21 protein-coding genes are annotated in these 24,702 nt (G+C 69.5%); 9 read left to right on the top strand and 12 right to left on the bottom strand.

Going from position 1 to position 24,702, the window contains the following annotated elements; genetic code table 11:
• Positions 1-319 precede the first annotated feature (319 nt).
• Together AC27L4_RS16360 and AC27L4_RS16355 are read left to right on the top strand one after the other, a co-directional pair.
• Positions 320-883 (top strand): Lrp/AsnC family transcriptional regulator, encoded by a 564-nt coding sequence (locus AC27L4_RS16360; protein ID WP_487143294.1) that lies wholly within the window; start codon positions 320-322, stop codon positions 881-883.
• Positions 884-1,285: 402 nt separating this feature from the next.
• Positions 1,286-2,233 carry a carbon-nitrogen hydrolase family protein gene (locus AC27L4_RS16355; RefSeq protein WP_487143293.1) on the top strand — a complete coding sequence of 316 codons (948 nt, stop codon included), beginning with the start codon at positions 1,286-1,288 and terminating at the stop codon, positions 2,231-2,233.
• A gap of 7 nt (positions 2,234-2,240) precedes the next feature.
• On the opposite strand, the gene AC27L4_RS16350 is transcribed toward AC27L4_RS16355, so the two are convergent.
• From AC27L4_RS16350 to AC27L4_RS16330, 5 genes are all read right to left on the bottom strand, one after another.
• Positions 2,241-2,681 carry a diol dehydratase small subunit gene (locus AC27L4_RS16350; RefSeq protein ID WP_487143292.1) on the bottom strand — a complete coding sequence of 147 codons (441 nt, stop codon included), beginning with the start codon at positions 2,679-2,681 and terminating at the stop codon, positions 2,241-2,243.
• A 2-nt stretch (positions 2,682-2,683) separates the two neighbouring features.
• Positions 2,684-4,963 carry a propanediol/glycerol family dehydratase large subunit gene (locus tag AC27L4_RS16345; protein ID WP_487143291.1) on the bottom strand — a complete coding sequence of 760 codons (2,280 nt, stop codon included), beginning with the start codon at positions 4,961-4,963 and terminating at the stop codon, positions 2,684-2,686.
• 11 nt (positions 4,964-4,974) lie between these two features.
• Complete coding sequence (gene fabG / locus AC27L4_RS16340; protein WP_487143290.1) at positions 4,975-5,748, bottom strand: 3-oxoacyl-ACP reductase FabG; 774 nt, start codon at positions 5,746-5,748, stop codon at positions 4,975-4,977.
• Positions 5,749-5,767: 19 nt separating this feature from the next.
• On the bottom strand, positions 5,768-6,769 hold the full coding sequence (locus AC27L4_RS16335) for a phosphotransferase enzyme family protein (protein ID WP_487143289.1): 1,002 nt from the start codon (positions 6,767-6,769) through the stop codon (positions 5,768-5,770).
• 112 nt (positions 6,770-6,881) lie between these two features.
• On the bottom strand, positions 6,882-8,444 hold the full coding sequence (locus AC27L4_RS16330; RefSeq protein WP_487143288.1) for an APC family permease: 1,563 nt from the start codon (positions 8,442-8,444) through the stop codon (positions 6,882-6,884).
• Positions 8,445-8,669: 225 nt separating this feature from the next.
• On the opposite strand from AC27L4_RS16330, the gene AC27L4_RS16325 reads away from it, so the two are divergent.
• Positions 8,670-9,497 (top strand): helix-turn-helix transcriptional regulator, encoded by an 828-nt coding sequence (locus AC27L4_RS16325; RefSeq protein WP_487143287.1) that lies wholly within the window; start codon positions 8,670-8,672, stop codon positions 9,495-9,497.
• Between the two features lie 12 nt (positions 9,498-9,509).
• Here the strand turns inward: AC27L4_RS16325 and AC27L4_RS16320 are convergent, their stop codons facing one another.
• On the bottom strand, positions 9,510-10,271 hold the full coding sequence (locus AC27L4_RS16320; protein ID WP_487143286.1) for an SDR family NAD(P)-dependent oxidoreductase: 762 nt from the start codon (positions 10,269-10,271) through the stop codon (positions 9,510-9,512).
• Between the two features lie 247 nt (positions 10,272-10,518).
• Between AC27L4_RS16320 and AC27L4_RS16315 the strand changes: the two genes are divergently transcribed.
• Entirely contained in the window at positions 10,519-12,216 is a 1,698-nt protein-coding gene (locus AC27L4_RS16315; protein WP_487143285.1) for a heparinase II/III family protein, read from the top strand.
• Positions 12,217-12,378: 162 nt separating this feature from the next.
• The gene (purH, locus tag AC27L4_RS16310; RefSeq protein ID WP_487143284.1) at positions 12,379-13,965 is read left to right on the top strand and encodes a bifunctional phosphoribosylaminoimidazolecarboxamide formyltransferase/IMP cyclohydrolase; all 1,587 of its coding nucleotides are present in this window, start codon (positions 12,379-12,381) and stop codon (positions 13,963-13,965) included.
• 74 nt (positions 13,966-14,039) lie between these two features.
• On the opposite strand, the gene AC27L4_RS16305 is transcribed toward purH, so the two are convergent.
• The 6 genes from AC27L4_RS16305 to AC27L4_RS16280 form a co-directional block, all read right to left on the bottom strand.
• Entirely contained in the window at positions 14,040-14,780 is a 741-nt protein-coding gene (locus AC27L4_RS16305) for a bestrophin-like domain (protein ID WP_487143283.1), read from the bottom strand.
• 121 nt (positions 14,781-14,901) lie between these two features.
• Positions 14,902-15,693, bottom strand: a complete 792-nt coding sequence (locus AC27L4_RS16300; protein ID WP_487143282.1) for an SDR family NAD(P)-dependent oxidoreductase — start codon at positions 15,691-15,693, stop codon at positions 14,902-14,904.
• A 9-nt stretch (positions 15,694-15,702) separates the two neighbouring features.
• The gene (locus tag AC27L4_RS16295; protein WP_487143281.1) at positions 15,703-16,653 is read right to left on the bottom strand and encodes an ABC transporter permease; all 951 of its coding nucleotides are present in this window, start codon (positions 16,651-16,653) and stop codon (positions 15,703-15,705) included.
• Complete coding sequence (locus AC27L4_RS16290) at positions 16,650-18,152, bottom strand: sugar ABC transporter ATP-binding protein (RefSeq protein WP_487143280.1); 1,503 nt, start codon at positions 18,150-18,152, stop codon at positions 16,650-16,652. The genes AC27L4_RS16295 and AC27L4_RS16290 overlap by 4 nt, the downstream gene beginning before the upstream one ends.
• A gap of 4 nt (positions 18,153-18,156) precedes the next feature.
• Complete coding sequence (locus AC27L4_RS16285) at positions 18,157-19,104, bottom strand: ABC transporter permease (protein WP_487143279.1); 948 nt, start codon at positions 19,102-19,104, stop codon at positions 18,157-18,159.
• A 353-nt stretch (positions 19,105-19,457) separates the two neighbouring features.
• Positions 19,458-20,549, bottom strand: coding sequence for a sugar ABC transporter substrate-binding protein (locus AC27L4_RS16280; protein WP_487143278.1), 1,092 nt, complete (start codon positions 20,547-20,549; stop codon positions 19,458-19,460).
• 201 nt (positions 20,550-20,750) lie between these two features.
• On the opposite strand from AC27L4_RS16280, the gene AC27L4_RS16275 reads away from it, so the two are divergent.
• The 4 genes from AC27L4_RS16275 (at position 20,751) to AC27L4_RS16260 (ending at position 24,637) form a co-directional block, all read left to right on the top strand.
• Positions 20,751-21,782 (top strand): NAD(P)-dependent alcohol dehydrogenase, encoded by a 1,032-nt coding sequence (locus tag AC27L4_RS16275; RefSeq protein ID WP_487143277.1) that lies wholly within the window; start codon positions 20,751-20,753, stop codon positions 21,780-21,782.
• Positions 21,783-21,798: 16 nt separating this feature from the next.
• Positions 21,799-22,812, top strand: a complete 1,014-nt coding sequence (locus tag AC27L4_RS16270) for a LacI family DNA-binding transcriptional regulator (RefSeq protein ID WP_487143819.1) — start codon at positions 21,799-21,801, stop codon at positions 22,810-22,812.
• Positions 22,813-22,943: 131 nt separating this feature from the next.
• Positions 22,944-23,696 carry a CDP-diacylglycerol diphosphatase gene (locus tag AC27L4_RS16265; protein ID WP_487143276.1) on the top strand — a complete coding sequence of 251 codons (753 nt, stop codon included), beginning with the start codon at positions 22,944-22,946 and terminating at the stop codon, positions 23,694-23,696.
• Between the two features lie 479 nt (positions 23,697-24,175).
• Positions 24,176-24,637, top strand: a complete 462-nt coding sequence (locus tag AC27L4_RS16260; protein WP_487143275.1) for a translation initiation factor 2 — start codon at positions 24,176-24,178, stop codon at positions 24,635-24,637.
• Positions 24,638-24,702 lie beyond the last annotated feature (65 nt).

Here is a 24,702-nt window from a genome sequence, read left to right as displayed (position 1 = left end):
CAAGCTCCGGGCGGAGCTGTTCTTTTTGTTGCCTTGAGCTTAGATCCGTTTCCGGAAAAGGTGCTACCGTACTTTTGGGTTGTTTCGACGAATGCTGCTGCGCCGGGTTCATCGCGCAGCGAAATCTGCTGCTGCTCGACAGGACCCGCGAATAGTGCGAATTCCCTGCTGCAGGAGTCCGGGAACGCAACGCCGATCCGCCCTCCGGAGGAGGCGCTCCGGATGGGCCGAATCGAAGCGGCACGATCCGGCAGGGCTCTGAAATATCGCGGGAATTCCGAAGCCGTCCTCGGGGCGGACGATCGGGCGGGAGAAGCACATGAAGGACGAAGACGGGTCGCTGCGGCTCGACCAGGTCGACCTGCGCATTCTCAACCGCTTGCAGGCGGACGCGCGCACCACCAACCAGGAGCTTGCGGACGCGGTCGGGCTGTCGCCGAGCCCCTGCCTGCAGCGCGTCAAGCGGATGGAGCGCGCCGGCATCATCTCCGGCTACCGGGCGCATGTCGATCTCAGCAAGGTCTGCCGGCACGTCGACGTCATCGCCGCCGTGACGCTGAACAGCCACGGCCTCGGCGACTTCAGGTCGTTCGAGCAGATGGTCGCCGGCATGCGCTACGTGGTGGAGTGCACCAAGGTCAGCGGCCCGATCGACTATCTCGTACGCTTCATCTGCCCGGATATCGGTTCCTACCAGATGCTCTCGGACGAACTGCTGCAACTCGGCCCGAAGATCGGCAATCTCTCGAGCTATATCGTCCTGAACTCGACCAAGCCGTTCCGGGGCGTGGTGCTCGACGACCTGGTCTCTCCCAATCGCCGGCCGGCCCGGCGCCACGACGACATCGAGCCGGACGCCGAGCCGCGCAGGATGGTGGAATGACCGCCAGGCCGTTCCCCATGGGCGCTAGGACAGGGCCGGACCATGCCGCTCCCGAGAAGGGCGGCGTCGTTTCAGCCGTCATGGCCGGACTTGATCCGGCCATCCACGCGACCACAGATCTGGCAGAGCCGCACGATGGTGGCCTCGCAGGACTACTCAACCGTCGCGTTCGCGTAGATGGCCGGATCAAGTCCGGCCATGACGCTCCTGAGAGGTTGAGCCCGTTCCTCCGACGATCGCTTATCTTAGCGCCTATGGGATCAAGTCCGGCCATGACGCGATTGAACGGGCGAGCCCATTTCCCCGACGATCGCTTATCTCAGCGCCCATGAGGCCGCCCCCGGTGGGGGCATCGGCAAGGACAGCCCGGCCGGCCGGGCATCGCGACAAGGACCTTCGATTGTGAACACCTGGCTCGACAGCAAGACCGTTTCCGACGCCGAACCGGCCGGCGAGGTCCGGCATGCGCCCCTGCCGGCCCGCGATACCGGCCGCTTCCTCGTCGCCGGGGTGCAGATGCCGGTGCCGATCAGCGGCGGCAACATCCCGGCCATGGCCAAGCAGGTCGAGAAGGCGATGGCCCTGTTCCCGGGGCTCGGCATGATCGTGTTCAGCGAGCTGGCCTCGCGCGGGCCGCTGCACGCCTGCGCCGCCGAGGATCCGGCCGAGGACGAGGCGGCGTTCCAGGCGCTCGCCGCCAAGCACGGCATCTGGCTGGTGCCCGGCTCGATGTTCGTCAGGCGCGAGGGGCGGATCTACAACCACGCCGTCGTCATCGCCCCGGACGGCTCGATCGTCGGGCGCTACGACAAGATGTTCCCGTTCATGCCGTTCGAGACCGACGTGACCGGCGGCTCGCAGTTCCTGATCTTCGACGTGCCGCAGGTCGGACGCTTCGGCCTGAGCATCTGCTACGACATCTGGTTTCCGGAGACGACGCGCACCCTGACCTCGGCCGGCGTGGAGGTGCTGCTGCACCCGGTGCTGACCGGCACGACCGACCGGCAGGCGGAGCTGGCGATCGTCCAGGCCACGGCGGCGATGTTCCAGTGCTACGTCGTCGACGTGAACGGGCTGGATTCGGGCGGTGTCGGCCTGTCGCTGGTGGCCGACCCGACCGGGCGCGTCGTGCACCAGTGCGGCCAGACCGCCGAGATCTTCCCGATCACCCTCGATCTGGGCCTGGTGCGCCAGGTGCGGGCGGAGGGCGCCAACGGCCTCGGCCAGACGCTGAAGTCCTACCGCGACCGCAACGTCGCCTTCACCACCTATCGCGACGACGCGCCCTCCGGCTACCTGCAGTCGCTCGGGCCGCTCAGGCCGATGGCCAAGGCCGGCCCGGCGGGCTGACCCCCGGTCAGAACCGGCCGACGAACAGCCCGCGCTGCTCATAGACCCCGGCCGCCTCCTCGATGAAGGCGGCCAGGCCCTCGGCGCCGAAATCGCGCCGCAGGCCCGCCGCGGCCTCGAGCAGGGCGGCCTTGTCCGGAGCTCGGCCGGGGCGCAGCAATTCATAGATCGCCAGGATGCGCTCCTGCGGCACCGCCACCATCTCGGCGGCGCGCTCGAAGTTGAGCGCCAGGGTCGGCCGCCCGGCCGAGCGGGCGATGTCGGCCTGGTGGCGCAGCGTCCGAGGCGTCACCGCCACGTCCGCCAGCGTCACCTCCCCGGCCGCGACCGCGGCCACGGTGAGGTCCTCGAGGCGCTTGCCGGTGGCGGTGCGCACCAGGTCGGGCCGCTTCTCGGCCAAGGGATAGTCGGAGACGCCCAGCGGCGCGTTCGGAGACGGCTTTTCCATCGTCAGACCCTCGCCACGGCGATGTCGAGTTCGTCAGGCACGGCGCCGGCCTCGGTCAGCGAGGTCTCGACCGCGTAGATCAGCGCCACCTGCGCATGGAAGCGCGCGCCCAGCGCCTCGCCGTGGGTCGGCACCACCACCGGCTCGGGCAGGCCGCCGAGCGCATGGTCGGCGGCGTTGCGGCCCATCATCCGGTAGTGCGGCAGGCTGACCAGCGGCGCGTTGGAGAAGAGCTCGAGATTGTTGTGCGGCAGGCGGCCACGCCGGTGGATCACCGCCGTGCCCTTGGCCTGGAGGCCGATGCCGACGCCGGAGCCGGCCAGGCCGGCGGCGGCGAGGCCGAGGAAGGAGGTGTCGGCGGTGTGGCGCATGCGCACGATGCGGACCTTGAGGCCGCGGCTCTCGATGCCCTCGACCAGGGCCTTCAGCACCAGCGGCAGGGGATGGCCGGCCAGGGTCTCGAACAGCTGCAGGCCGAAGGCCGGGCTGACGCCGATGACGATCTCGTCGGGATCCGCGCCCGCGACCGCCGGCCCCATGCTGCGCCCGAACGGCACCCGCTCCCAGCCGCGCCCGGCCCGGGCGGCGGCAGAGAGGACGCCCTCGCGGTCGAGCACGTCGCGAATGGCGTTGATCTCGCGGCGGCGGCCCTCGCTCATGCGATAGCCGCTGCCGGGGCCGGCATAGTCGTTGGGATCGTTGACGGCGCTGAGCACGCGGCCCTCGCGCACGCAGGCCGAGGTCTGGAGATAGTCGCCGCTGACGCGCAGCTTGAGGATGAACAGGAGGTTCTCGGCCTCGTCGCGGAAGCCGCGCCGGTCGAGCGCGGCGACGACGTCGAGGATGCTGAAACCGTTCTCCTGGATGCGCTCGCTGATGACCGCCGCCTCGCGCGGGCCGTAGCTCCGCGTCTCCTCCGAGCCCGAGGCGAAGACGACGCTCTCCTGCATCGCCGCATCCGGGCTGCCGAGGCCGAGCTCCTCGAACACGGCACCGAGCGCCGCCACAGCGCGGCGGCGGCGGTCGAGGGCGAGATCGGGCCCGAGCGGAATGAGGCCGCCGTCGGCCTCGAAGTCGCGCTGCAGCACCAGGTAGTCCTCCAGCTCCTCGCCGTTGAACAGCGAGGGGTTGAAAGAGTTGTCGTATTTCTTGATCGAGCCGAAGCCCGAGCAGATCAGGTCGGAGCCGGCGATCAGGAAGGGCAGGATCTTGGCGCCGATGCGGATCTCGGACTCGGAGGTGCGGGCATCGTTGCCGGAGGCGCATTCGAGGTCGAGCCAGACGGCGATAAGGTTCTCGGCCATCAGTTCGCGGACGCCGCCGGCAATGGTGGCGGCGAGCGGCGCCCCGTCGATGCCGCCGTTCTGGGTGCCCTGCACGCCCATGCCGCGCTGCAGGCACAGGCAGCGGGCCTCCAGGTAGAGCAGCGACTTGGCTTCGTGGAAGCCCATCAGCAGCTCGGAGCCGGCGCCGGAGGTGCAGCGCATCTTGATGCCGCGCGAGGCATAGGCGGCGGCGAGGAAGGCCTTCGACCAGGGGGTGTCGTCGCCGTCGACGAAGGCCTTCTCCGTGCCGTAGACCGACACGGTCTCGGCGTAGGAGGTGAAGCCGGCCATGCCCAGGCGCAGTTCCTCCGCCTCCTCCGACGAGCACTGGAACAGGGTGCCGGCGCGACCGACCGCGGCGCCGACGCTGCAGGCGAGCGCGTTCGACCAGGCGTTGCGCGAGACGCGCATGGTGGTCTCCACCTCGTCGAAGCCGAGGGCCACGGCCACGGCGGCATCGGCCGCGAGCTGCAGCGGGTCGTCCTTGGCGTTGGTGACGTGCGCCTGGTTGCCGGGCGTGCGGCGCGCCCGCATCTTGGCGTAGGCGAAGGTGATCTCGGCGGCGTTGAGGCGGGCGACGACGTCGGCGAGCTTGGCCGGGGTCATGCCATGGGCGAGGCGCACCAGCTCGGTGCGCGGCACGTTGACGTCCACTAGCATGCGCGCGACCGTCTCCGACGGCAGCGCCATCGCCTCGGCCGCCACCGCGGTGTCGATATGGTGGCGGGCGATGAAGGCGTCGATCATGTCGAACTCGGCCTCGGGGGTGCCGTCGAGCGCGACGACACGGCCCTCCGCAACGACGATCCCGGGCCTGGGGTCGCAAGCCCCGGCGAAGGCGGAGAAGCCGTTCGCGGGATCCTCGGCGGCGAAGCGGTCGAGCCGCAGCGGGCGCTCGTCCCATTCGGCGAAGCGCTGCCAGCGGTTGGGCGCCGGCCGGGGAGCGTCGTCGGACATCGCGGGTCTTCCTATTCGAGGGCGGCGAGAGATTCGGGCAGCACCTGCCCGCCGTCGATGACCAGGGTCTGGCCGGTGACGAAGCCCGCCTCGTCGCTGGCGAAGAACAGCGCGCCGTTGGCGATGTCCTCGACGGTGCCCAGGCGCTTCATCGGGATCGAGGCGGCCATGGCGGCGCCGTAGTCGGCGCCGAGGTCGTCGAGGCCCTCGGTGGCGATGTTGCCGGGCATCACCGCGTTGATGGTGATGCCGAAGGCGGCAAGCTCGATCGCCGCAGTGCGCACGAAGCCGAGCTGCCCGGCCTTGCTCGCGCCGTAGTGGGCCCAGCCGGGATAGCCGGTGATCGGGCCGGTGATCGAGGAGGTGACGACGATCCGGCCGCGGCCCGCCCTCTTCATCGCCGGCAGGCAGGCCGAGACGCTGAGGAAGGTGCCGCGCAGGTTAACGCCCATGACGCGGTCGAACTCCGCCGCGGTCATGGCGTCGAGCCGGGCGGCCGGGAAGATGCCGGCATTGGCGCAGAGGATGTCGATGCCGCCGAAGGATGCCAGCGCCGCCGCCGCCATGGCCCGCGTGCCTTCCTCCGTGGCGACGTCGGCGACATGGGGCTCGGCGACGCCGCCGCCGGCACGGATGTCGGCGACGGTGCGGGCGATCCCGGCCTCGCTCAGCGCCACGGCCAGGACGCGGCAGCCGGCCCGGCCGAAGCGCAGGGCGATGCCACGGCCGATGCCGCGTCCCGCTCCCGTGACGACGACGGTTCTGCCGGCAAGGGGAGCGAACATGGCGGGCCTCCTCGAAGGGTCAGGAAAAGTCGGACAGCAGCCTCTCGGCCATGGCGAGGGAGCCGGCGGTGTAGCCGGCGCCGAGTTCCCGGGCGATCGGCACTTCCGGGTGCGAGGCGATCCAGGCGGTCAGCAGGAAGCGGCGCATGGCGACGAAGACCGGCAGCTCGGCCGCATCCTCCGGCGGCAGCGGCGCCACCGTCCGGTAGCCCTCGACCCAGGCCTCGCGCAGCGCATCGACCACCGGCTCATGCTCGAAGAAGCTGACCGCGGCGGCGAAGTCGTAGAGGCGCCAGCTCAGGCCGCAGTCGTCGAAGTCGATGACGCGCAGATGCGGCTCGTCGACCAGGAGATTGGCGAGGCGCAGGTCGGCATGGATCAGGCCGAAGCGCTCGGGCGAGCGGCCGAAGCGCTGCAGCCTACCGCGGATCAGGCCGAGCGCCCGCTCCATCAACGCGATGCCCGGCGCATCCAGGCCGACCCCGGCCCGCCACGGGCCCCAGAGCGCCCGCTCGCCGAACATGGCGTCGAAGTCCCAGGTCTTGCGGCGGAAGCCAGCCGGCGGCGTCCAGCCCGTGGCGTGGCGGTGCATGCGGGCGGTGAGGCCGCCGAGGGTGCGGAACCAGCCGGGCAGGTCGGCGTCCGCCGCCGGCTCGCGGCCGGCCGCGAAGGCGAAGGCCACCGCGCGGCGCGTCGGCAGGCCCGAAGGCGACACGAGCGGCTGGACCAGGGCGCCGTCGGCGCCCGGCAGGGGCGCCGGGGTCTCGACCACGCCGTCCCGGCGCAGTGCGGCGATCCAGGCGAGCTCGGAGCCGATCTCCTCGTCCTGGTGGTAGCCGAGGCGATGCACCCGCAGGACCAGTGTCCGCCCGCTTGCAGGATCATCGAGGCGGAAGGTGGCGTTCTCCGAGACGTTGAGGAGGACGATCCCGGCATCCCGCGGCAGCGACCAGGCCGGCAGGGCCTGCCGGATCGCCACCTCCAGATCGGCAAGGGCCTCCGGTCCGTACTCCACTGCCATGGGGCCTTCCTGTCGGTCGCGCGGTTCGGATGCGGACGCGGAATATGGATCGGCCGGCACGGGGCCGTAAAGCGTCCGCTCCCCTCTCCTCGCCTCCTCCTGCGGCATCGGCTCAGGCCTTGTCCGGCACGCCTTCATAGATCAGCCGGCCGATCTTCTCGTATCGGTCGGGTGCACTCGTCTTCAGGTAGAAGGCGCCGAGGATGCCGACGGCGATCACGGCGAGGTCGATCCACAGGATCCAGTCGGCGAAGGCGAAGCCGCCGCCCAGGAAGTCCATGTTCGACAGGCAGAGATAGATGATCACGCTCTGCGACACGAAGGCCAGGGCCGGGGCCGTGAGCGTGCGCCACCAGTGATGGTCGCCGGGATGGCAGCGGCGGAAATAGGCGATGATCGCCACCGAGACGATCGCCTGCGCCACCAGGATCAGGAGCGTACCGAGCAGGGCCATCAGGCCGTAGAGCTGGCCATAGGCCTGGACGTTCGGATTGTCCGTGCCGGAGAAATAGGCGAACAGCAGCACCACGATGGCCGAGAACACGCTCTGGACGCAGGAGGCGACGTGCGGCGTCCTGAACCTGCGATGGGTGCGGCCCAGCGCCTTGGGCAGCACGCCCTCGCGACCGAGGGCGTAGAGATAGCGGGCGGCGGTGTTGTGGAAGGCCATGCCGCAGGCGAAGGCGCCGGTGAGGATGAGGTAGCTCATGACCACCTCGGCCCATGGCCCGACCAGGCGATTGGCGGTGTCGAAGAAATACTGCGCCGCATTGCCCTGGGCCTGGGCGATCGAGGTGGCGGTGTCGGGGTAGCCGGAGGTCGCCGCCCAGGTGGTGATGGTATAGAGCACGCCGAGGAACAGCACGGAGATGTAGAGCGACAGCGGCACGACGCGCTTGGGATCGCGGGATTCCTCGGCATAGTTCGGCGCGCTCTCGAAGCCGACCCATGACCAGAAGGCGAAGAACAGGCCGATGCCGGCCGCGCCGGCGACGATCTTGTCCTGCGCCGGGAAGCCCCGGAAGGCATTGACCGGGTTGATCGCCGCCAGGTCGACCACGGCGCCGTTGCCGGCATGGGCGAAGACGCCGATGTCGAAGACCACCAGGATGACGACCTCGCCGACCAGGGCCACGCCGAGCACGGCGGTCGAGATCTTCACGTCGAGATAGGCGAGCAGGCAGACCACGGCCACCATGACGAGCGCCAGCACCGGCCAGGACACGTCGATGCCGTACTGGGCCAGCTTGAGATTGGCGAAATAGGCAAAGCCCCCGGCGAGGGAGGGCTCGAACACCGCATAGGCGACCACCGAGGCAAAGCCCATGCCCATGCCGAGCTCGCGGCCGAGGCCGTGGCTGATGAAGGAATAGAAGCCGCCCACCGCCGAGACCTTGGCGGCCATGGCGGCGTAGCCGACCGAGAAGATCAGCAGGATGACGGTGGCGACGAGGAAGGCCGCCGCGGCGCCGACACCGTTGCCGTAGCCGACGGCGATCGGCACGTTGAACAGCATGGCGCTGATCGGCGCCGCGCCGGTGACCGTCAGGAACAGCACGCCCCACAGGCCGACCGCCCTCGAATGCAGCCTGTCGATGTCGGTGCGCGCGCTGACGTCGAACGCCGTCTGAACGGGGCCGGCCGCAGCTTCGGCCTCTTGGCTTGCAATCGCCATGTCGACCTCTCCCTCGAATTGATGGCATGGTGACGTTGCGTCTTGCAGCACGCTCCGGAGGGTCGAATGCGGCAAGCGTCGTCTTGTTCGTGCAGAATCCGCGCCCGAATTCTGCTCGGCAGCCTAGGCATTCGCTGTGCCCCCGGGTATACCCTGAAAGTGGTAGCTCGCGGAAAGTGTCGGGAGCAGGTGGTATCTTGCCTGTTTGCATGGCGGTGAGCACGAATGCGTATTTCTTTGGCAGACACTTTCGCCCGGCTGGTGCCGCTGATCGATTCGGCGGCATCGACCGATGCGCAATTCGGCCAGAGCCTGGTCGACTTCCTGAGATCCATCGCCCCGTTCGACCGCAGCGTGGTGTTCGCCTATCGCGGCCGGGCTCGGCCGATCGATCTGTTCGACACATTCAGCGCTGAAGAGCGCGTCGTCTTCGTGACGCTCTACCAGCCCGGGCCCTATCTGCTCGACCCGTTCTACCATACCGCAAGCGTCGGGCAGGTCGGATTCTGGCGCATGCGCGAACTGGCGCCCGACCGGTTCTATTCCAGCGAGTACTACCGGGCCTACTACATGAAGACGGGCCTGGCCGAGGAAGCCGGCTTCTTCGTGCGGACATGCGAAAGCGTGATGGTGGTGCTGTCGCTGATGCGCCTGAAGCGTTCGGGCGCCTTCTCGGCAGCGGAGGCGGCGGCGCTGAAGGCCTGCGAGCCGCTGGTGAGCGCGCTCGTCGCGCGCCATTGGCGCGACGTCGAAAGCCGCTTCCTCGACCATGCGGCGACGCCGGCGCGCCAGCGCCCTTTCGCCAGCCGTCCATCGGCGATGGCGGCCTGGCAGGCGCTCGGCCTGACCGGGCGCGAGGCCGCCATCGTCGAGCTGGTGCTGCAGGGGCACTCGTCGGAATCGGTCGCCTGGCGACTGAGCATCGCGGCGGGAACCGTCAAGGTCCATCGCCGCAACATCTACCGCAAGCTCAGCATCTCCTCGCAGACCGAGCTCCTGTCGATCTATCTCGACCGGATCGTCGGCCATGCCGGGCCGGATCCGGCCCATTGAGTCCCGACGTCCTCAACCGATGGTCTCGCCGCCATCGACCACCAGCGCCTGGCCGGTCAGATAGGTGCAGCGCGGCGACACCAGGAACAGGACGGCTTCGGCGATCTCCTCGACCCGCCCCCAGCGCCCGAGCGGCACGCGGCCGCGGACATAGGCCTCGACCGCCTCGCGCCCGCCCATCTGGCGGATGAAGGGGTCGTTGAAGGGCGTGTCGACCCAGCCCGGGCACAGGGCGTTCACCCGGATGTTGAAGCGGGCATAGTCGAGCGCCATCTGCCGCGTCATGGCGATGACCGCATGCTTGGTGGTGGTGTAGGCGATCATCTCGCGGTCGTAGAACACGCCCGAACTCGACGACGTGTTGAGGATGACGCCGCCGCCCTGGGCCTTCATCGCCGGGGCGACCAGGCGGGCGGCCATGAAATGCGCCCGGACATTGATCTGCCAGGAGCGGTCGAAGCCCTCGGGCGAGACGCCCTCGAGCGTGCCCTCGACCTGGATGCCGGCATGGTTGTGCAGGATGTCGATGCGGCCGTGCCGCTCGAGCACGCCGGCGACCAGGGAGCGGACCGCCGCATCCTCGCCGACGTCGGTGGCGATGGCTTCGGCCCTGCCGCCGGCCGCGACGATGCCGGCTGCCACCGCCTCTCCGGATGCGGCGTCGCGGTCGGCCACGATCACCGCCGCTCCGGCCCGGGCCATCGTCTCGGCGCTGGCCCGGCCGATGCCCGACCCGGCGCCGGTAACGATCGCGACCTGCTGCGACAGAAGCATGGCTCTTCCACAGGCATGGCGGGCGGCGCTCGCCGACCACCCATGGTTGCCATGGTGGCCGGAGCGGCAAAATACCCCGCGAGCGGTAGGGCGGCGGCACCGAACCGGGCGGGAATCGAGCCTCCTGCAGCTTTTGTTCGAAACGGCGCTTTCCATGTCGCCCATTCCCTGCCGCTCCGGTAGAGTTGCGATTCGGAACCGCCCCCCTCGCGGCGGCGGGCCGCTGTGAGAGGTGTCGCGTCGAACGATGAGCCGAGGTGCGATCGGCACGAAGGTGCGGTTGGGGGTGCTTGCCGGCCGCAATGCCGGGCGGGCGGCCTTGGCGCGCCTCTACGTCTCGCCGCTCTATCGCTGGCGCTTCTCCTCCGGCCAGCCCGAGCGCCTGCTCCTGGCCCCGCAGGATCTGCGCGCCGCCGATCCGACCCGGGCGGCGGAGATCGTCCAGAACCGCTTCTCCTTCGCCGGCAAGACGGTGGCGCCGAAGGACGGCTCCCCCTTCACGATCGTCTCGCCTTCGCCGGGCTGGAGCGAGGGCCTGCTCGGCTTCACCTGGCTCCGGCACCTGCGCGCCGACGACGGCAGCGCCGGCCGCCAGGCCGCCCGCCGCCTGGTCGGCGATTTCGTGCGCGGCCCGGTGCGCTTCAGTCCCGAGGCGCTGGCTCCGGCCACGACGGCGCGGCGGGTGCTGTCCTGGCTCAGCCAGTCGCCGCTGGCGCTCGACGGCGCCGACCGCGGCTTCTACCGCGCCTTCATCCGCAGCCTCGCCTGGCAGACCCAGTATCTGCTGCGGGCCGGCCGGGTCGGGCCGGACGGCCTGACGCGCCTGCTCTGCGCCATGGCGGCGACCCAGGCGAGCCTGTGCCTGGCCGAGAAGGGCGGCCTGCGCCGCCGTGCCTCGCGCTGGCTGGTCGACGAGCTGCAACGCCAGATCCTGCCGGACGGCGTGCATCGCAGCCGCAATCCCCAGGTGATCGTCGAATTGCTGCTCGACCTCCTGCCGCTGCGCCAGTCCTTCGCCGCCCGCAACCTGCCGCCGCCGGCCGAGCTGCTCGGCGCCATCGACCGGCTGATGCCGATGCTGCGCTTCTTCCGGCACGTCGATGGCGCCTTCGCCGCCTTCAACGGCATGGGCTACACCCAGACCCACCTGATCGCCACGCTGCTCGCCTATGACGATGCCCGCGGCAAGCCGGTGCAGAACGCGCCGCATGGCGGCTATCAGCGGGTCGAGGGCGGCGGCTCGGTGCTGGTCGTCGACACCGGCCGGCCGCCGCCGCTGGGCATGTCGCAGGACGCGCATGCCGGCACGCTGTCGTTCGAGTTCTCCGCCGACGGCAGCCGGATCATCGTCAATTGCGGGGCACCGGCGGTCGGACGCGACAGCTGGCGGCAGCTTGCCCGCGGCACGGCGGCGCATTCGACCGCGGTGGTGGGCGACGCCTCGTCCTGCACCTTCGCCGCGGTGCGGCGGATCGACCGGCCTATCATCGCCGGTCCGAAGCTGGTGACGGTGGAACGGCGCGAGACCGCGGACGACACCGCGCTTGCCGCCAGCCATGACGGCTACAGGGCCGAGTTCAACCTGGTGCATGAGCGCAGCCTGGCTGTGGCCACCCGCACCGGCGCCCTCAACGGCCAGGACACGCTGCTCGACCCTGACGGCCGGCCCTGGCGCGGCCGCGAGACGGTGCTGCTGCGCTTCCACATCCATCCCGCCGTCTCGGCTCGCGCGGGTGGCGGCGACACCTTCGCCGCCCTGGTCCTGCCCAACGGCAAGGCCTGGGTGCTGCACGCGCACGGCCTGCCGGTCTCGATCGAGGAGAGCATCCATTTCGCCAACCCGGAAGGGCCGCGCCGGTCGGCGCAGGTGGTGGTCGTCGTGCCGCGGGACGAGAACGGAGCGGCGAAGCCGGTCGCCTGGGCGCTGGAGCCGGAAACGCTCTGAGCAGGATCGGGCGCGCGGCCGTGGGCCGGCGCCCGGCGGACAATCGCCGGACGGGATCGGCTGGCTCCGAACGGATTCGCGGCGACCGACGCTTTGGTCTTCCCTCCGCCGCATTGGGGGAGATAAAGGGAGCCGCCGCCCCTCGCTGCCCCGGAGCCTGCCTTGTCCTCTCCCCGCCCGATCGCCCGTGCGCTGCTCTCCGTCTCCGACAAGAGCGGCCTCATCGATTTTGCCCGGAGCCTGGTCGGGCACGGCGTCGCCCTGGTCTCGACCGGCGGCACCCGCAAGGCGCTGGCCGAGGCGGGCCTGCCCGTCACCGACGTCGCCGAACTGACCGGCTATCCGGAGATGATGGACGGCCGGGTGAAGACGCTGCATCCGGCGGTGCATGGCGGCCTGCTCGCCATCCGCGACAATGCCGAGCACCGCGCCGCCATGCAGGCCCACGGCATCGCGCCGATCGACCTCCTGGTGGTCAACCTCTACCCGTTCGAGGCGACTCTGGCGCGCCAGGCCTCCTATGACGAGTGCGTCGAGAACATCGACATCGGCGGCCCCGCGATGATCCGCGCCGCCGCCAAGAACCACGCCGACATCGCCGTGGTGGTCGACACTGCCGACTATGACGCGGTGCTGGCCGAAATGGCCGAGACCGGCGGAGCGACCACGCCGCAGTTCCGCCGGAGCCTGGCGGCCAAGGCCTATGCCCGCACCGCGGCCTACGACGCGGCCATCTCCAACTGGCTGCTCGCCGAGGCCGGCGAGGACGCCCCGGCCTTCCGGGCCGTCGGCGGCGCCCTGGCCGAGGCGCTGCGCTACGGCGAGAACCCGCACCAGAGCGCCGGCTTCTACCGCACGGCGGAGAAACGCTTCGGCGTCGCCAGCGCCGAGCAGCTGCAGGGCAAAGCGCTGTCCTACAACAACCTCAACGACACCGACGCCGCCTTCGAATGCGTCGCCGAGTTCGATCCCGCCCGGCCGGCGGTGGTGATCGTCAAGCACGCCAATCCCTGCGGCGTGGCGGTGGGCGCGACGCTGCTGGAAGCCTATGAGAAGGCGCTGGCCTGCGACCCGGTCTCCGCCTTCGGCGGCATCATCGCCGCCAACCGCCCGCTCGACGCCGAGGCGGCCGCCAGGATGGTGGAGATCTTCACCGAGGTGATCGTCGCGCCGGCGGCGAGCAAGGAGGCAATCGCCATCCTCGCCGCCAAGAGGAACCTGCGCCTGCTGGTGACCGGCGGCCTGCCGGACCCGCGCGCCGCCGGCCTGACGGCGAAGACGCTGGCGGGCGGGCTCCTGGTGCAGTCACGCGATGCGGCCGTGGTCGACGACATGGCGCTGAAGGTGGTGACGAGGCGTCAGCCGACCGAGCGCGAGATGGCCGATCTGCGCTTCGCCTTCCGAGTGGCCAAGCACGTCAAGTCCAATGCCATCGTCTATGCCAGGGACGGGGCCACGGTCGGCATCGGCGCCGGCCAGATGAGCCGGGTCGATTCGGCGCGCATCGCCGCCCGCAAGGCCGAGGACGCCGCGCAGGCCGCCGGGCTGGCGCAGAGCCTGACCAAGGGCTCGGTGGTGGCCTCCGACGCCTTCTTCCCCTTCGCCGACGGGTTGGACGCGGCGATTGCCGCGGGCGCCACGGCGGTGATCCAGCCGGGCGGCTCGATGCGCGACGCCGAGGTGATCGCCGCCGCCGACAAGGCAGGCCTCGCCATGGTGTTCACGGGCGTCCGGCATTTCCGGCACTGACGGCAACAGCCCCCTCTTCCGCCGGAAGAGAGGGGCGCTCGACCGCGATCATCCGCGCACCGTCGCCGGCCGCGCTATCGCTGCGCTTCCGCTAAGGCATGCCGTATCGGTTCGTTGGATATGTGGATGATCCCGGACGACGGATCGTCCAGGTCGAGGATGATGTAGATGGACGCCGAAATCAGAAAGGCCGAACAGACGAAGGACGTCGCCACGATCGCGTTGCGCGGCGCCCTGTAGCCGTAGCTGGCGAAGATCAGCACGAGCCAGGCGAGGAGGATGGTGATCAGGGGCCGCGGCAGGTTTCCCGTGGCTTCCTCGATGATCACCCACCGCCCCCGAATCACCCGCCGGTACAATTCGCGGGCATCGTTCCACAGCACGATCTGCTGGTCGTCCGACGACTTGAGCGCCTTCAGGCCCGCGCCGACCTGGGTCAGCTGCCTTTCGGCCTCCTGGTTCTCCAGGACGATGCTGGAATCGCGGACGATGGTCTCCAGATAGTCGCGCAGGTGGCGATGGGCTTCCTCGCCATCGGGACCGAGCTCGCGGATCGTCCGGTCCAGCAGGATCAGTTCGGTGGCGAAGGCATGGACATTGCGCTCGTTGGTCTCGAACGCGTTCTTCGCCGAGTTCATCAGCAGGCCGAGCATCAGCGAGGTCACGACGACGAACAGGTTGGCGACCAGCCGGATCGTGTTGTTGGTGTCATCCTGGAGATGCTTGGGCAGCAGCCGGGCATTGCTCAGGAGGCTGCCGAACGAAGCGGCGATCAGCACGATGAAGGTGATGCCGCCAACCACCACTTCGTTCATGACCGCCACCTCCGCATTCCGGTGGCATGACCTTATCGCCGGAATCGCGTCGAGGCACTGGCTTGGTTGCGAGAGTTCAATCCCTCTCCCGGCCGGAGAGGGGTCTCGTCCCCGCCCTGCCTCACACCGTCTTCAGCATGCCGCCGTCGACGTAGTAGGTCGAGCCGACGCAATAGGTCGCCTTGTCCGAGCACAGGAACACGAAGAAGTGGGCCAGTTCCTCGGGCGAGCCGAAACGGTCGATCGGGGCGTGCTCGCGGGCGACGCCGGCGAGATAGCCTTCCCAGTCGCCGCCGGTGTCGGCGGTGAGCTGCCTGGCCGTCTTCTTCCAGTCCGGCGTCAGGATCAGGCCGGGATTGACGCAGTTGACGCGGATGTTGTCCTTGATCACCTCGTTGGCGAGGGTCTTGGAGAACATCATCAGCGCCGACTTGGTGACGTTGTAGATCGGCTCGTACCAGAGCGGCTGGGCGGCGCAGATCGAGGCGTTGTGCAGGATGACGCCGCCGCCGCGCCGGCGCATGCCCGGCACCAGGCCGCGGGCGAGGCGCACCGCCGCCATGACGTGCAGGTCCCAGTAGGCCTGCCACTTCTCGTCCGGCGCCTCCATGATCGTCTCGTTGGAGCCGGTGCCGGCGTTGTTGATCAGGATGTCGGCTCCGCCGAAGGCCTGCTCGGCCTCGGCGACGATCTGCGCCGTGCCCTCGGCGGTGGCGACGTCGCAGGCGACCGGAACGACCCGCACCTTGTGCTGCCCGGCCACCCGCTCCGCCTCGGCCGCCAGGCGGTCGGCCTGGCGTGCGGCGAGGACGAGATGCGCGCCCTCGGCCGCCAGCCCTTCCGCGACGGCGAGGCCGATGCCGATGCTGCCGCCGGTGATCACCGCGACCTTGTCGCGCAATCCGAGATCCATGTCCGTCTCCTACTTCACGATGGGTATCTTGCTGCGGTCGATGGTGACCGCCACGGCCGCGACCAGCACGGCGCCGAAGACGATCTGCTGGGCGAAGATATTGACGCCGAGGAACGTCATGCCGATGCGCACCACCGAGATGATCAGCGCTCCGACCAGGGTGCGGCCGACGCCGCCGACGCCGCCGGTGATGGCGGTGCCGCCGACGATCACCGCCGCGATGGCCGGCAGCAGGAGCTGGTTGGCCAGCACCGGCGAGCCGCTGGCGTTGCGCCCGGCCAGCAGCATGCCGGCGAGCGCGGCCAGCACGCCGCACAGGGCGAGCGCCGCGATCTTCTGCCGGTCGACGCGGATGCCCGAGGCCCACGCCGCCGGCTCGCCGGCGCCGATGGCGGCGCAGTAGCGCCCGAAGCGGGTATAGCCCTGCACGAGGATGCCGAGGACCAGCACCAGCGCCCCGATCAGCACGACGTTGGGCAGGCCGAGGACGGAGCCGTTGATCCAGGCCAGGTAGGCCCGGCCTTCCTCGCCGACGGTGATGGTGCGCGCCTGCGACACCAGCAGCGCCGCGCCGCTGACGACGCCGCTCGTCGCCAGCGTGGCGATGAAGGACGGCACCTTCAGCCTGACGTGGACGATGCCGCTGAACAGGCCGGCGGCGAGCCCGGTGACCAGGGCGACGGCGAAGGCGGCATAGCCGATCTGGGGCACCAGCAGGGCGACGAGGACGGTGGAGAGCGAGGCGATGGTCTGCACCGACAGGTCGATGCCGCCGATCATGATGACGAAGGTGAGGCCGGTGGCCAGAATGAACAGGGTGGCGGTGTCGGCCAGCAGCACCAGGAGGGTGCCGGGACTGGCGAAGCCCGGCGTCACCGCCGAGATCAGCCCGACCAGCAGCAGGAGGAACAGGCTCGGGGCGGCGGCACGCAAATGGGCGGGGGTGAGGAACTGCTTCATACCATGTGCCCGATCAGGTCGACCTGCGCCGGCTTGGCGCCGGCCGCGGCGTCGAAGCGTGCGGTGACGCGGCCGTCGCGCATCACCAGGATGGTATGGCTGAGGCCGATCGTCTCCTCCAGGGTATCCGCGGTCAGGATCACCGAGGCGCCCTCGGCGCAGATCTCGCGGATCAGCCGGTAAACCTCCTCCTTGGCGCCGACATCGAGGCCGCGAGTGGGATGGTCGAGGATCAGGATGCGGGACTTGGCCTGCAGCCATTTGGCCAGCACCACCTTCTGCTGGTTGCCGCCGGAGAGGGAGAGGCAGAGCGCCTCCGGTCCCGGCGCCTTGATCGAGAGCTCCCTGATCCAGTCGCGCGCCAGGTCCCGCTCGCGGCCATGGTCGATCAGGCCGCCGCGCATCACCGTGTCGAGGTGGCTCAGCGTCATGTTGGTGGCGATGGACAGGAACATCACCAGCCCCTCGACGCGGCGCTCGCGCGGGATATAGCCGATGCCGCGCGCCACCGCGTCGGCGGGCGTCGCCAGGCGCACCGCTTCGCCGTCGACCTTGAGCGTGCCGGCGGTGTGCGGCTCGAAGCCGAACAGGGTGCGGATCAGTTCCTCGCGCCCCGAGCCGATCACCCCGGCGATGCCGAGCACCTCGCCCCGATGCAAGGTGAAGTCGACCTCGCGGTAATGGGCGCCGGCCGCCAGCCCCACGGCTTCCAGCACCACCGCCTGCTGCGGCGGCACCTGCTCGGACTCGCGGTAATACTCGCTGTGCAGGCCGCGGCCGACCATCATCCGGTGCAGGGCCGGGACGGAGGCCTCGGCCACCGGCATCTCGCCGACCACGCCGCCGTCCTTCATCACATAGATGCGGTCGGACAGGGCGAGCACCTCGTCGAGCCGGTGCGAGACGAAGACGAAGCTTGCCCGGCTCTTGAGTGCGCGCACCCGGGCGAAGAGGATGTCGATCTCGGCCTGTTCGAGCACCGAGGTCGGCTCGTCGAGCAGGATCACCAGGTCGCGCTCGACCCGGTCCTCCAGCGCCAGCGCCTTGGCGAGCTCGACCATCTGGCGGGCGGCGAAGCTGAGCTCGGCGGCGCGGGTGGAAGGGTCGACCGAAAGGCCGACCTTCTGGAGCTGGTGGCGCGCCGCGGCGTTGAGCTTCTTCCAGTCCATCAGGCCGAACCGGACGAAGGCGCCCTCCTGGCCGAGGAAGATGTTCTCGGCCACCGAGAGGTTGAGCAGCAGCGACTGTTCCTGGAACACCATGGCGATGCCCTGCGCCCCGGCGTCACGCGGATCGTGCAGGTGGAAGGCGGCGCCGTCGCGCCTGAGCTCGCCCGAGCTCGGCTGCTGCACCCCGGCGAGGATGCGCATCAGCGTCGACTTGCCGGCGCCGTTCTCGCCGACGAGGCCGACGACCTCGCCCTTGCGCACCTCGATGTCGACGGCCTTCAGCGCCTGCACGCCGCCGAAATTCTTGGAGAGGGCGATGGCCTGCAGCATGGCGTCACTTCACGATGCGGAAGCGCGTGCGGTCGAGCGAAAGCGCCACCGCGGCGATGATCATCAGGCCCTGGGCGGCCTGCTGCGCATAGGGCGGGATGCCGAGCAGGATCATGCCGTTGGCGAGCACGGCGACGATCAGCACCCCGACCAGCGTGTTGAGCACGCCGCCCTGTCCGCCCATCAGCGAGGTGCCGCCGACCACCACGGCGGTGATGGTCATGAACAGGCGGCCGTCGCCGATGGTGGCGTTGCCCTGGCCGAGCTGCGCCGCCGCCATGACGCTGGCGAGACCGTAGAAGGCGCCGGCGAGCGCGAAGACCAGGATCTTGACCCGGCCGATCGGGATGCCCGACAGCGCCGCCAGATCCTCGCCGCCGCCGATGGCGAAGGCATAGCGCCCGAGGCGGGTGTGGTTCTGGACGACATAGGCGAGGCAGAGCGCGGCGGCGGCGATCCACACGACCAGCGGCAGGTTGAGGATGCGCGTCAGCGACAGGGCGCGGATGGCGGGGTCGAGGATGCGCACCGTGGTGCCGCCGAGCAGCACGGCGGCGAGGCCGAGGCCGATGAACCAGACGCCGAGCGTCACCATGAAGGAGGGAATGCGCAGGCCGACATGCACGCCGCCGCTGGCCGCGCCCATCGCCGCGCCGACCAGCATGGCGAGCGGGATGGCCAGAAGGCCGAGATCGAAGCCGTTGACGTCGTTGTGCACGGTGAGGCTGAGCACGATCGCGCCCAGCGCCATGGTGCCTTCGACCGAGAGGTCGACGCCGCCGATCAGGATGACGAAGGTCGCGCCCATGGCCAGCACCAGCGGCACGGCGGCGGCTGTCAGCACCCGTCCGGCGTTGGCGAGGCTGAAGAAGGCGGGATTGAGCGCGCCGACGATCAGGCACAGCCCGATCAGCACGAGCACCGGCGCCAGGGCGCGCAGCCGCCGAGCCATGAGGGATGGGGTATCGGGGGCGGAGGCAGCGACCATGAGCGACCTTGACGAGGCCCCGATGGGCCGTGGAATGGCGCGGCGCCTGCCGCAGACGGGATGATTCAACCGCGACGCCGGATCAGCCTCCGCTCGCGGATACTGTTTTCAGGCGCGACGCCAGCCGGTCCCCTCCCCCTTGCGGGGAGGGGTAAGGGGGTGGGGGTCGTGGGCGTAGGGCTCATCTTATCCTGTACGCCCCCCACCCTTTATCCCTCCCCGCAAGGGGGAGGGAAGACACGGGCGTCGCGGTGAGACTGCAACGTGGCGTCTCGCACCGCCGCAAGCAAAGCCGACAAGGGCGACGCTGGTCCGCCTCACCCCTGCCGGATCTGGCCGGAGACGCGGCCCCACAGGTCGTTGAAGTCGATCTTGGGCTCGGCCTCGATGTTGTCCTTGTAGAAGGCGGCGACGGTGTCCTTGGTCACCACCACGCCGCTGCCGTAGAATTCGCGATGGTCCTTCGGCTCCTTGGCCGGATCGAACTTGCCGATCTTGGCATTGTAGGGGATGGCGAGGCCGATCGAGCCCTGCCAGAACGGGTCCCAGGACACGGTGGCCGCCATCTCGCCGGCCTTGACCGCCTCGACCGCGGTCTTGATGCCGTCGATGCCCGTGACCGGCACCTTGCCGGCAAGGCCTTCGGCCCGGAGCGCCTCGAGGGCACCGATGGCCATGTCATCATTGGCGGCCCAGATACCCTTCACCTCCGAGCCGAAGCGGGTGAGCCAGGCGGAGACCGCGTCGAAGGCCTTGTTGGACTGCCAGTCGGCGACCTGGAAGTCGAGGATCTTGACGTCGGGATGGGCGGCGACCGCCTTTTCCAGCCCGGCCTTGCGCTCGATCGCCGGCGTGTTCGACTGGATGCCGCCGAGCGCCAGGATGCCGCCCTTGCCGCCGATGGCCTCGATCAGCGCGTTTGCGGTCACCTCACCGTACTTCACGCCGTCGAAGGAGATATGGGCGACGTAGCAGGGGTCATGGTCCCAGGGATGCAGGTCGGCCGGCTTGTTCCACTGGGTCAGCACGTAGGCCTTGGCCTTGACGCAGGCCTCGACGATCGGCCGGGCATCGGCAGCGTCGTTCGGGTCGACATTGATGATGGCATTGCCGCCGGTCTTGGCCAGGATGGCGCGGATATCGGCGGTGCCCTTCTCGCTGTCGCCCTCGGTGACGAGCGTGACGTACTCGCAGCCGACAGCCTTGGCGAAGGCCTCGCCGCCCTTGTTCCAGGCGGCGTGATAGGGGTTCGACAGCGAGCGGATCGAGTTGACCAGGGTCGGCTTGCCCTCGGCAAAGGCGGAGCGGGCGAAGCCGGCGGGCAGCGCCGCGCCGAGGCCGAGCGCCGCGGCCGCCTTCAGGATGTCGCGACGACGCGTGAGGGGGCCACGCGGATGCATGGTGAGCATTGTCGTTTCCTCCAGATATTTTGATTTTGATTAGCTATTCATTGCGCGTGCATAGCTATGCATCAAACGATAATGTCGTCAAGAGCCTTCGACTCCGGGCTTGTGCCGGGGGGGCGGGAGGCGCTAATCAGAGGTTGAGGGGGCCCTGGCCGCCCCACCATCCCCGGCACGGCTTCATCGAAAGAACAGGGAGGACTGCACATGCGCGCGCTCGTTCTGGAACGCATCCGCGAATTGTCTCTGCGCGAGATCGACCTGCCGCAGGAGGTCGGGCCGGGCGATCTGAAGATCCGGATCGACACGGTGGGCGTGTGCGGCAGCGACGTGCACTACTATACCCACGGGAAGATCGGCCCCTTCGTGGTCAACGAGCCGATGGTGCTCGGGCATGAGGCCGCCGGCACGGTGACCGAGGTCGGCAGCGGGGTCATCGGCTTCAAGGTCGGCGACCGCGTCTGCATGGAGCCGGGCATCCCGGATCTGACCTCGCGCGCCTCCAAGCTCGGCCTCTACAATGTCGACCCGAGCGTGGTGTTCTGGGCGACGCCGCCGGTGCATGGCTGCCTGACCTCGCATGTCGTCCATCCCGCGGCCTTCACCTTCAAGATGCCCGCCAACGTCTCCTTCGCCGAAGGCGCGATGGTCGAGCCTTTCGCCGTCGGCCTGCAGGCCGCCTCCAAGGCGCGGATCGCGCCCGGCGACCTCGCCGTGGTGGTGGGCGCCGGCCCGATCGGCATCATGGTGGCACTGGCGGCGCTGGCCGGCGGCTGCTCCAGGGTCATCATCGCCGACCTCGTCGACGAGAAACTGGAAATCGCCGCGCGCTATCCCGGCATCAGCACGGTCAACATCCGGCGCGAAGCTCTCGCCGACGCGGTCAAGTGCGAGACCGACGGCTGGGGCGCCGACGTGGTGTTCGAGGCCAGCGGCAGTCCGCGCGCCTTCCAGGGCATCTTCGACCTGGCGCGGCCGGGCGGCTGCCTCGTCCTGGTCGGCATGCCGGTCGAGCCGGTCGCCTTCGACGTGGTCTCGGCCGCGGCCAAGGAAATCCGCATCGAGACGATCTTCCGCTATGCCAACGTCTTCGACCGGGCCCTGGCCATGATCTCCTCCGGCAAGGTCGATCTGAAGCCGCTGATCACCCACACCTTCAGCTTCGAGGAGAGCATCGCCGCCTTCGAGCGGGCCGCCGAAGGGCGCCCGGGCGACGTGAAGCTGCAGATCAAGCTGTGACGGTCCCGGCGTGACCATGGTCCCGGGCCGCAAGAAATACGCGTCCTCCACCGATGTCGCCCGCCTCGCCGGCGTGTCGCAATCGGCGGTGTCGCGCACCTACAAGCCCGGGGCCAGCGTGTCGGAAGAGACGCGGCGCAAGGTGATCGCGGCGGCCGAAGAGCTCGGCTACCGCCCCAGCCTGATCCCGCGCATCATGCTGACCCATCGCTCCCACCTGGTGGCGATCGTCATCGGCGGCATGTACAACCCGTTCTACTCGGCGGTGCTGGAGCGCTTCACCGTGCGGCTGCAGGAAACGGGGCACCAGGTGCTGCTGGTGCACGTCGACAGCGGCCATTCGCTCGACGCGGTCATTCCCAGGCTGGCCAGCTACCGGGTCGACGCCATCGTCAGCGCCCTGGCGATCCTGTCGCCGCAATCGGCCGAAGACCTCGCCCGCTTCAAGATTCCGGTGATCTCCTTCAACACACCGGTGCTGAACGAGTGGGTCTCCTCGGTGTGCTGCGACAATGCCGGCGCGGCGCGGTCGCTGGCCGACCTGTTCATCGCCCGCGGCGGCCGGCGCTTCGGCTACATCTCCGGGCCGCCCGGCAGCCCGGCGAACCAGGAGCGCTTCGCCGGCTTCAGCGAGCGGCTGGCCGAGCACGGCGTCACCGAAATCGCCACCGCCACCGCCGATTTCCGCTACGAAGGCGGCTTCAAGGCCGCCCTCGAGATGTTCGGCCGGCCGGACCGGCCGGACGCCGTGTTCTGCGCCAACGACCTCGTCGCCATCGGCACCATCGACGCCCTGCGCCAGAGCTTCGGCCTCAACGTGCCGCAGGACGTGCTGATCGCCGGCTTCGACGATATTCCCGCCGCCTCCTGGTCCGGCTACGACCTCACCACCTTCGTGCATGACGGGCCGCGCATGGTCGACGAGACGCTGGCGATCCTGGAGGCTTCGGCCGCAAGCCACATGCCGGCGGGCAACCAGCGCGTGGTCGTGCCGGCGCGGATGATCGAACGCGGCACGACGCGGCGCTGATCCGTGGTGAGCGTCGGCCATGTCGCGGACCGGGCACAAGGCCGCGCTTTGCCATTGACCCGCCGGCCGCGGCCGGGCACAGCCTTGGCCGGCTCGGGGCGGGACGTCGGTTTCTTTCCAGGACGCACGCGGTGACACGGACGCTTCGCTGGTCTCTGATCGTCGCCGCGTTGGCGGTCGCCTGTGGCGTCGCCTGGGCGATGCACCGGCAGGCCCTCGGCGTCGCCGTGGCGGCCTGCGCGCTGAACCAGCGCCTGACCGGCTCGCCCTACCCTTGCCTGAGCGTCGACGACGCCGGCCCCTGGGGCTACGCCGCGGTGCCCTCGCCCGGCCTCCCCAGCGAGACGATCGTCACCGCGACCGCGCCGATCAGCGGCATCGAAAGCCAGGAACTGCTGCAGCCCGGCGCGGCGGCGCTGTGGCAGGCGGCCTGGGCCGAGCGCGGCCGGACCTCGGCGGAACTCGGGCGCGACCTGCCGCGCACCGGCATCGGTCTCGCAGTCAACTCCCGCATCGGCCGCGCCCAGGATCGCCTGCATATCCATGTCGACTGCCTCGAGCACAGCTATCATCGCGCGCTGGTCAGGCACCAGGACGGCATCACCGAGGATTGGAGCCGGCTTCCCGTGCGCCTGGAAGGGCACGATTACTGGGTGCGCCGGGTCACCGGCGAAGACCTGACGGCGATCAATCCCGTCGCCCTGCTCGCCGACGGCCTGCCGGAGGCGCGCGCCGACATGGGCGCGATGACGCTGATCGTCGCCGGAGCCGCCTTCAAGGACGGGACGGACGGCTTCTACCTGCTGGCCCACCGCGCCGATCCCGCCCGCAACGACACCGCCAACGGCGAGGAGCTTCTCAACCACAGCTGCGTCGGCTGGTAGGCGCCGGCGCACCGGCGAATCAGCCGTCGTCGCGGCCGCCGGAGCGTCGACGACGATCGCAGCACCGGCCCGGTCGTAGAGCATCGGAGCAGCGCGCAACGTCTCCTCCGTCACGAAACCGGTACAATCCCGGACGTTGACGCCCGTACTTTCCTGCCCCTGCGGCATGCCTGACAAACAACGTCGGCCGCACGCGACAGGTCGCACCAGATATCGCATGCGGCGTCCCCGCACATCGGCTATCAGCGCACTGGCCTGACTTAGGCGAAGGATATTTTATTCACACTATTTTTGTCACAAATCCAAATAAAACATAAAAAATTTTTCCATCTCTCTGCGTTAATTTTGCTGTATCTCGACCAAATGTGGCGAATATCTGCTTGAAAATGACGTTGAGAACCGACCTATCCGGATGGAATTCATCGGAGAGAGACTGTAGATATTCACCGTTGTTTTCTTGCCAATGAGCTGGGGGCTCGATGAAGAAACTGGTGGCATGCGCGATGTTCGTCGCGCTGGGCGGCTGTGCGACCGTCACTCGAGGAACGACCAATCAAATCCAGGTCGTCAGCACGCCGTCCGAGGCGCAGGTGACCACCTCGATCGGCAACCAGTGCCCGGCGACGCCCTGCACCTTCGAAGTCTCCCGCAAGAGCGAGTTCATCCTCACGGTCAAGAAGACCGGCTACCAGGACGCCCAGGTGCCGGTGAAGACACGGATCGCCGGCTCGGGCGCCGCCGGCTTTGCCGGCAATGTGCTGATCGGCGGCATCGTCGGCATGGGCGTCGACGCGGCGACCGGCTCGACCCTGGAGCACTACCCCAACCCCGTCTCGGTCACGCTGGTGCCGCTCGCGCCCGAGCCGGCGAAGCGCTCGCCAGCCCGGCGCAAGCCGGTCGCGATCAAGCCCAAGGCGCCGCCGGCCTCGCCGTCCACCTGACCGCCTCGCGCGGACGGGCCCATGCGAGGCAGGCGCGCCGGCGTCGGGCCGCGTGGCCGTCCGGG

It is taken from the genome of Labrys sp. Lb11 (assembly GCF_057554225.1).
Note: the sequence above shows the minus strand (reverse complement) of the source record. Positions and strands in the feature narration are given on the sequence as shown.

Excerpts from the sequence above, each read along its gene's own strand:
- AC27L4_RS16360 (WP_487143294.1), top strand. The coding sequence starts at position 320 with ATGAAGGACGAAGACGGGTCGCTGCGGCTCGACCAGGTCGACCTGCGC.
- AC27L4_RS16350 (WP_487143292.1), bottom strand. The coding sequence starts at position 2,681 with ATGGAAAAGCCGTCTCCGAACGCGCCGCTGGGCGTCTCCGACTATCCC.
- AC27L4_RS16345 (WP_487143291.1), bottom strand. The coding sequence starts at position 4,963 with ATGTCCGACGACGCTCCCCGGCCGGCGCCCAACCGCTGGCAGCGCTTC.
- fabG (WP_487143290.1), bottom strand. The coding sequence starts at position 5,748 with ATGTTCGCTCCCCTTGCCGGCAGAACCGTCGTCGTCACGGGAGCGGGA.
- AC27L4_RS16335 (WP_487143289.1), bottom strand. The coding sequence starts at position 6,769 with ATGGCAGTGGAGTACGGACCGGAGGCCCTTGCCGATCTGGAGGTGGCG.
- AC27L4_RS16330 (WP_487143288.1), bottom strand. The coding sequence starts at position 8,444 with ATGGCGATTGCAAGCCAAGAGGCCGAAGCTGCGGCCGGCCCCGTTCAG.
- AC27L4_RS16325 (WP_487143287.1), top strand. The coding sequence starts at position 8,670 with ATGCGTATTTCTTTGGCAGACACTTTCGCCCGGCTGGTGCCGCTGATC.
- AC27L4_RS16320 (WP_487143286.1), bottom strand. The coding sequence starts at position 10,271 with ATGCTTCTGTCGCAGCAGGTCGCGATCGTTACCGGCGCCGGGTCGGGC.
- AC27L4_RS16315 (WP_487143285.1), top strand. The coding sequence starts at position 10,519 with ATGAGCCGAGGTGCGATCGGCACGAAGGTGCGGTTGGGGGTGCTTGCC.
- AC27L4_RS16305 (WP_487143283.1), bottom strand. The coding sequence starts at position 14,780 with ATGAACGAAGTGGTGGTTGGCGGCATCACCTTCATCGTGCTGATCGCC.
- AC27L4_RS16300 (WP_487143282.1), bottom strand. The coding sequence starts at position 15,693 with ATGGATCTCGGATTGCGCGACAAGGTCGCGGTGATCACCGGCGGCAGC.
- AC27L4_RS16295 (WP_487143281.1), bottom strand. The coding sequence starts at position 16,653 with ATGAAGCAGTTCCTCACCCCCGCCCATTTGCGTGCCGCCGCCCCGAGC.
- AC27L4_RS16290 (WP_487143280.1), bottom strand. The coding sequence starts at position 18,152 with ATGCTGCAGGCCATCGCCCTCTCCAAGAATTTCGGCGGCGTGCAGGCG.
- AC27L4_RS16285 (WP_487143279.1), bottom strand. The coding sequence starts at position 19,104 with ATGGCTCGGCGGCTGCGCGCCCTGGCGCCGGTGCTCGTGCTGATCGGG.
- AC27L4_RS16280 (WP_487143278.1), bottom strand. The coding sequence starts at position 20,549 with ATGCTCACCATGCATCCGCGTGGCCCCCTCACGCGTCGTCGCGACATC.
- AC27L4_RS16275 (WP_487143277.1), top strand. The coding sequence starts at position 20,751 with ATGCGCGCGCTCGTTCTGGAACGCATCCGCGAATTGTCTCTGCGCGAG.
- AC27L4_RS16270 (WP_487143819.1), top strand. The coding sequence starts at position 21,799 with ATGGTCCCGGGCCGCAAGAAATACGCGTCCTCCACCGATGTCGCCCGC.
- AC27L4_RS16260 (WP_487143275.1), top strand. The coding sequence starts at position 24,176 with ATGAAGAAACTGGTGGCATGCGCGATGTTCGTCGCGCTGGGCGGCTGT.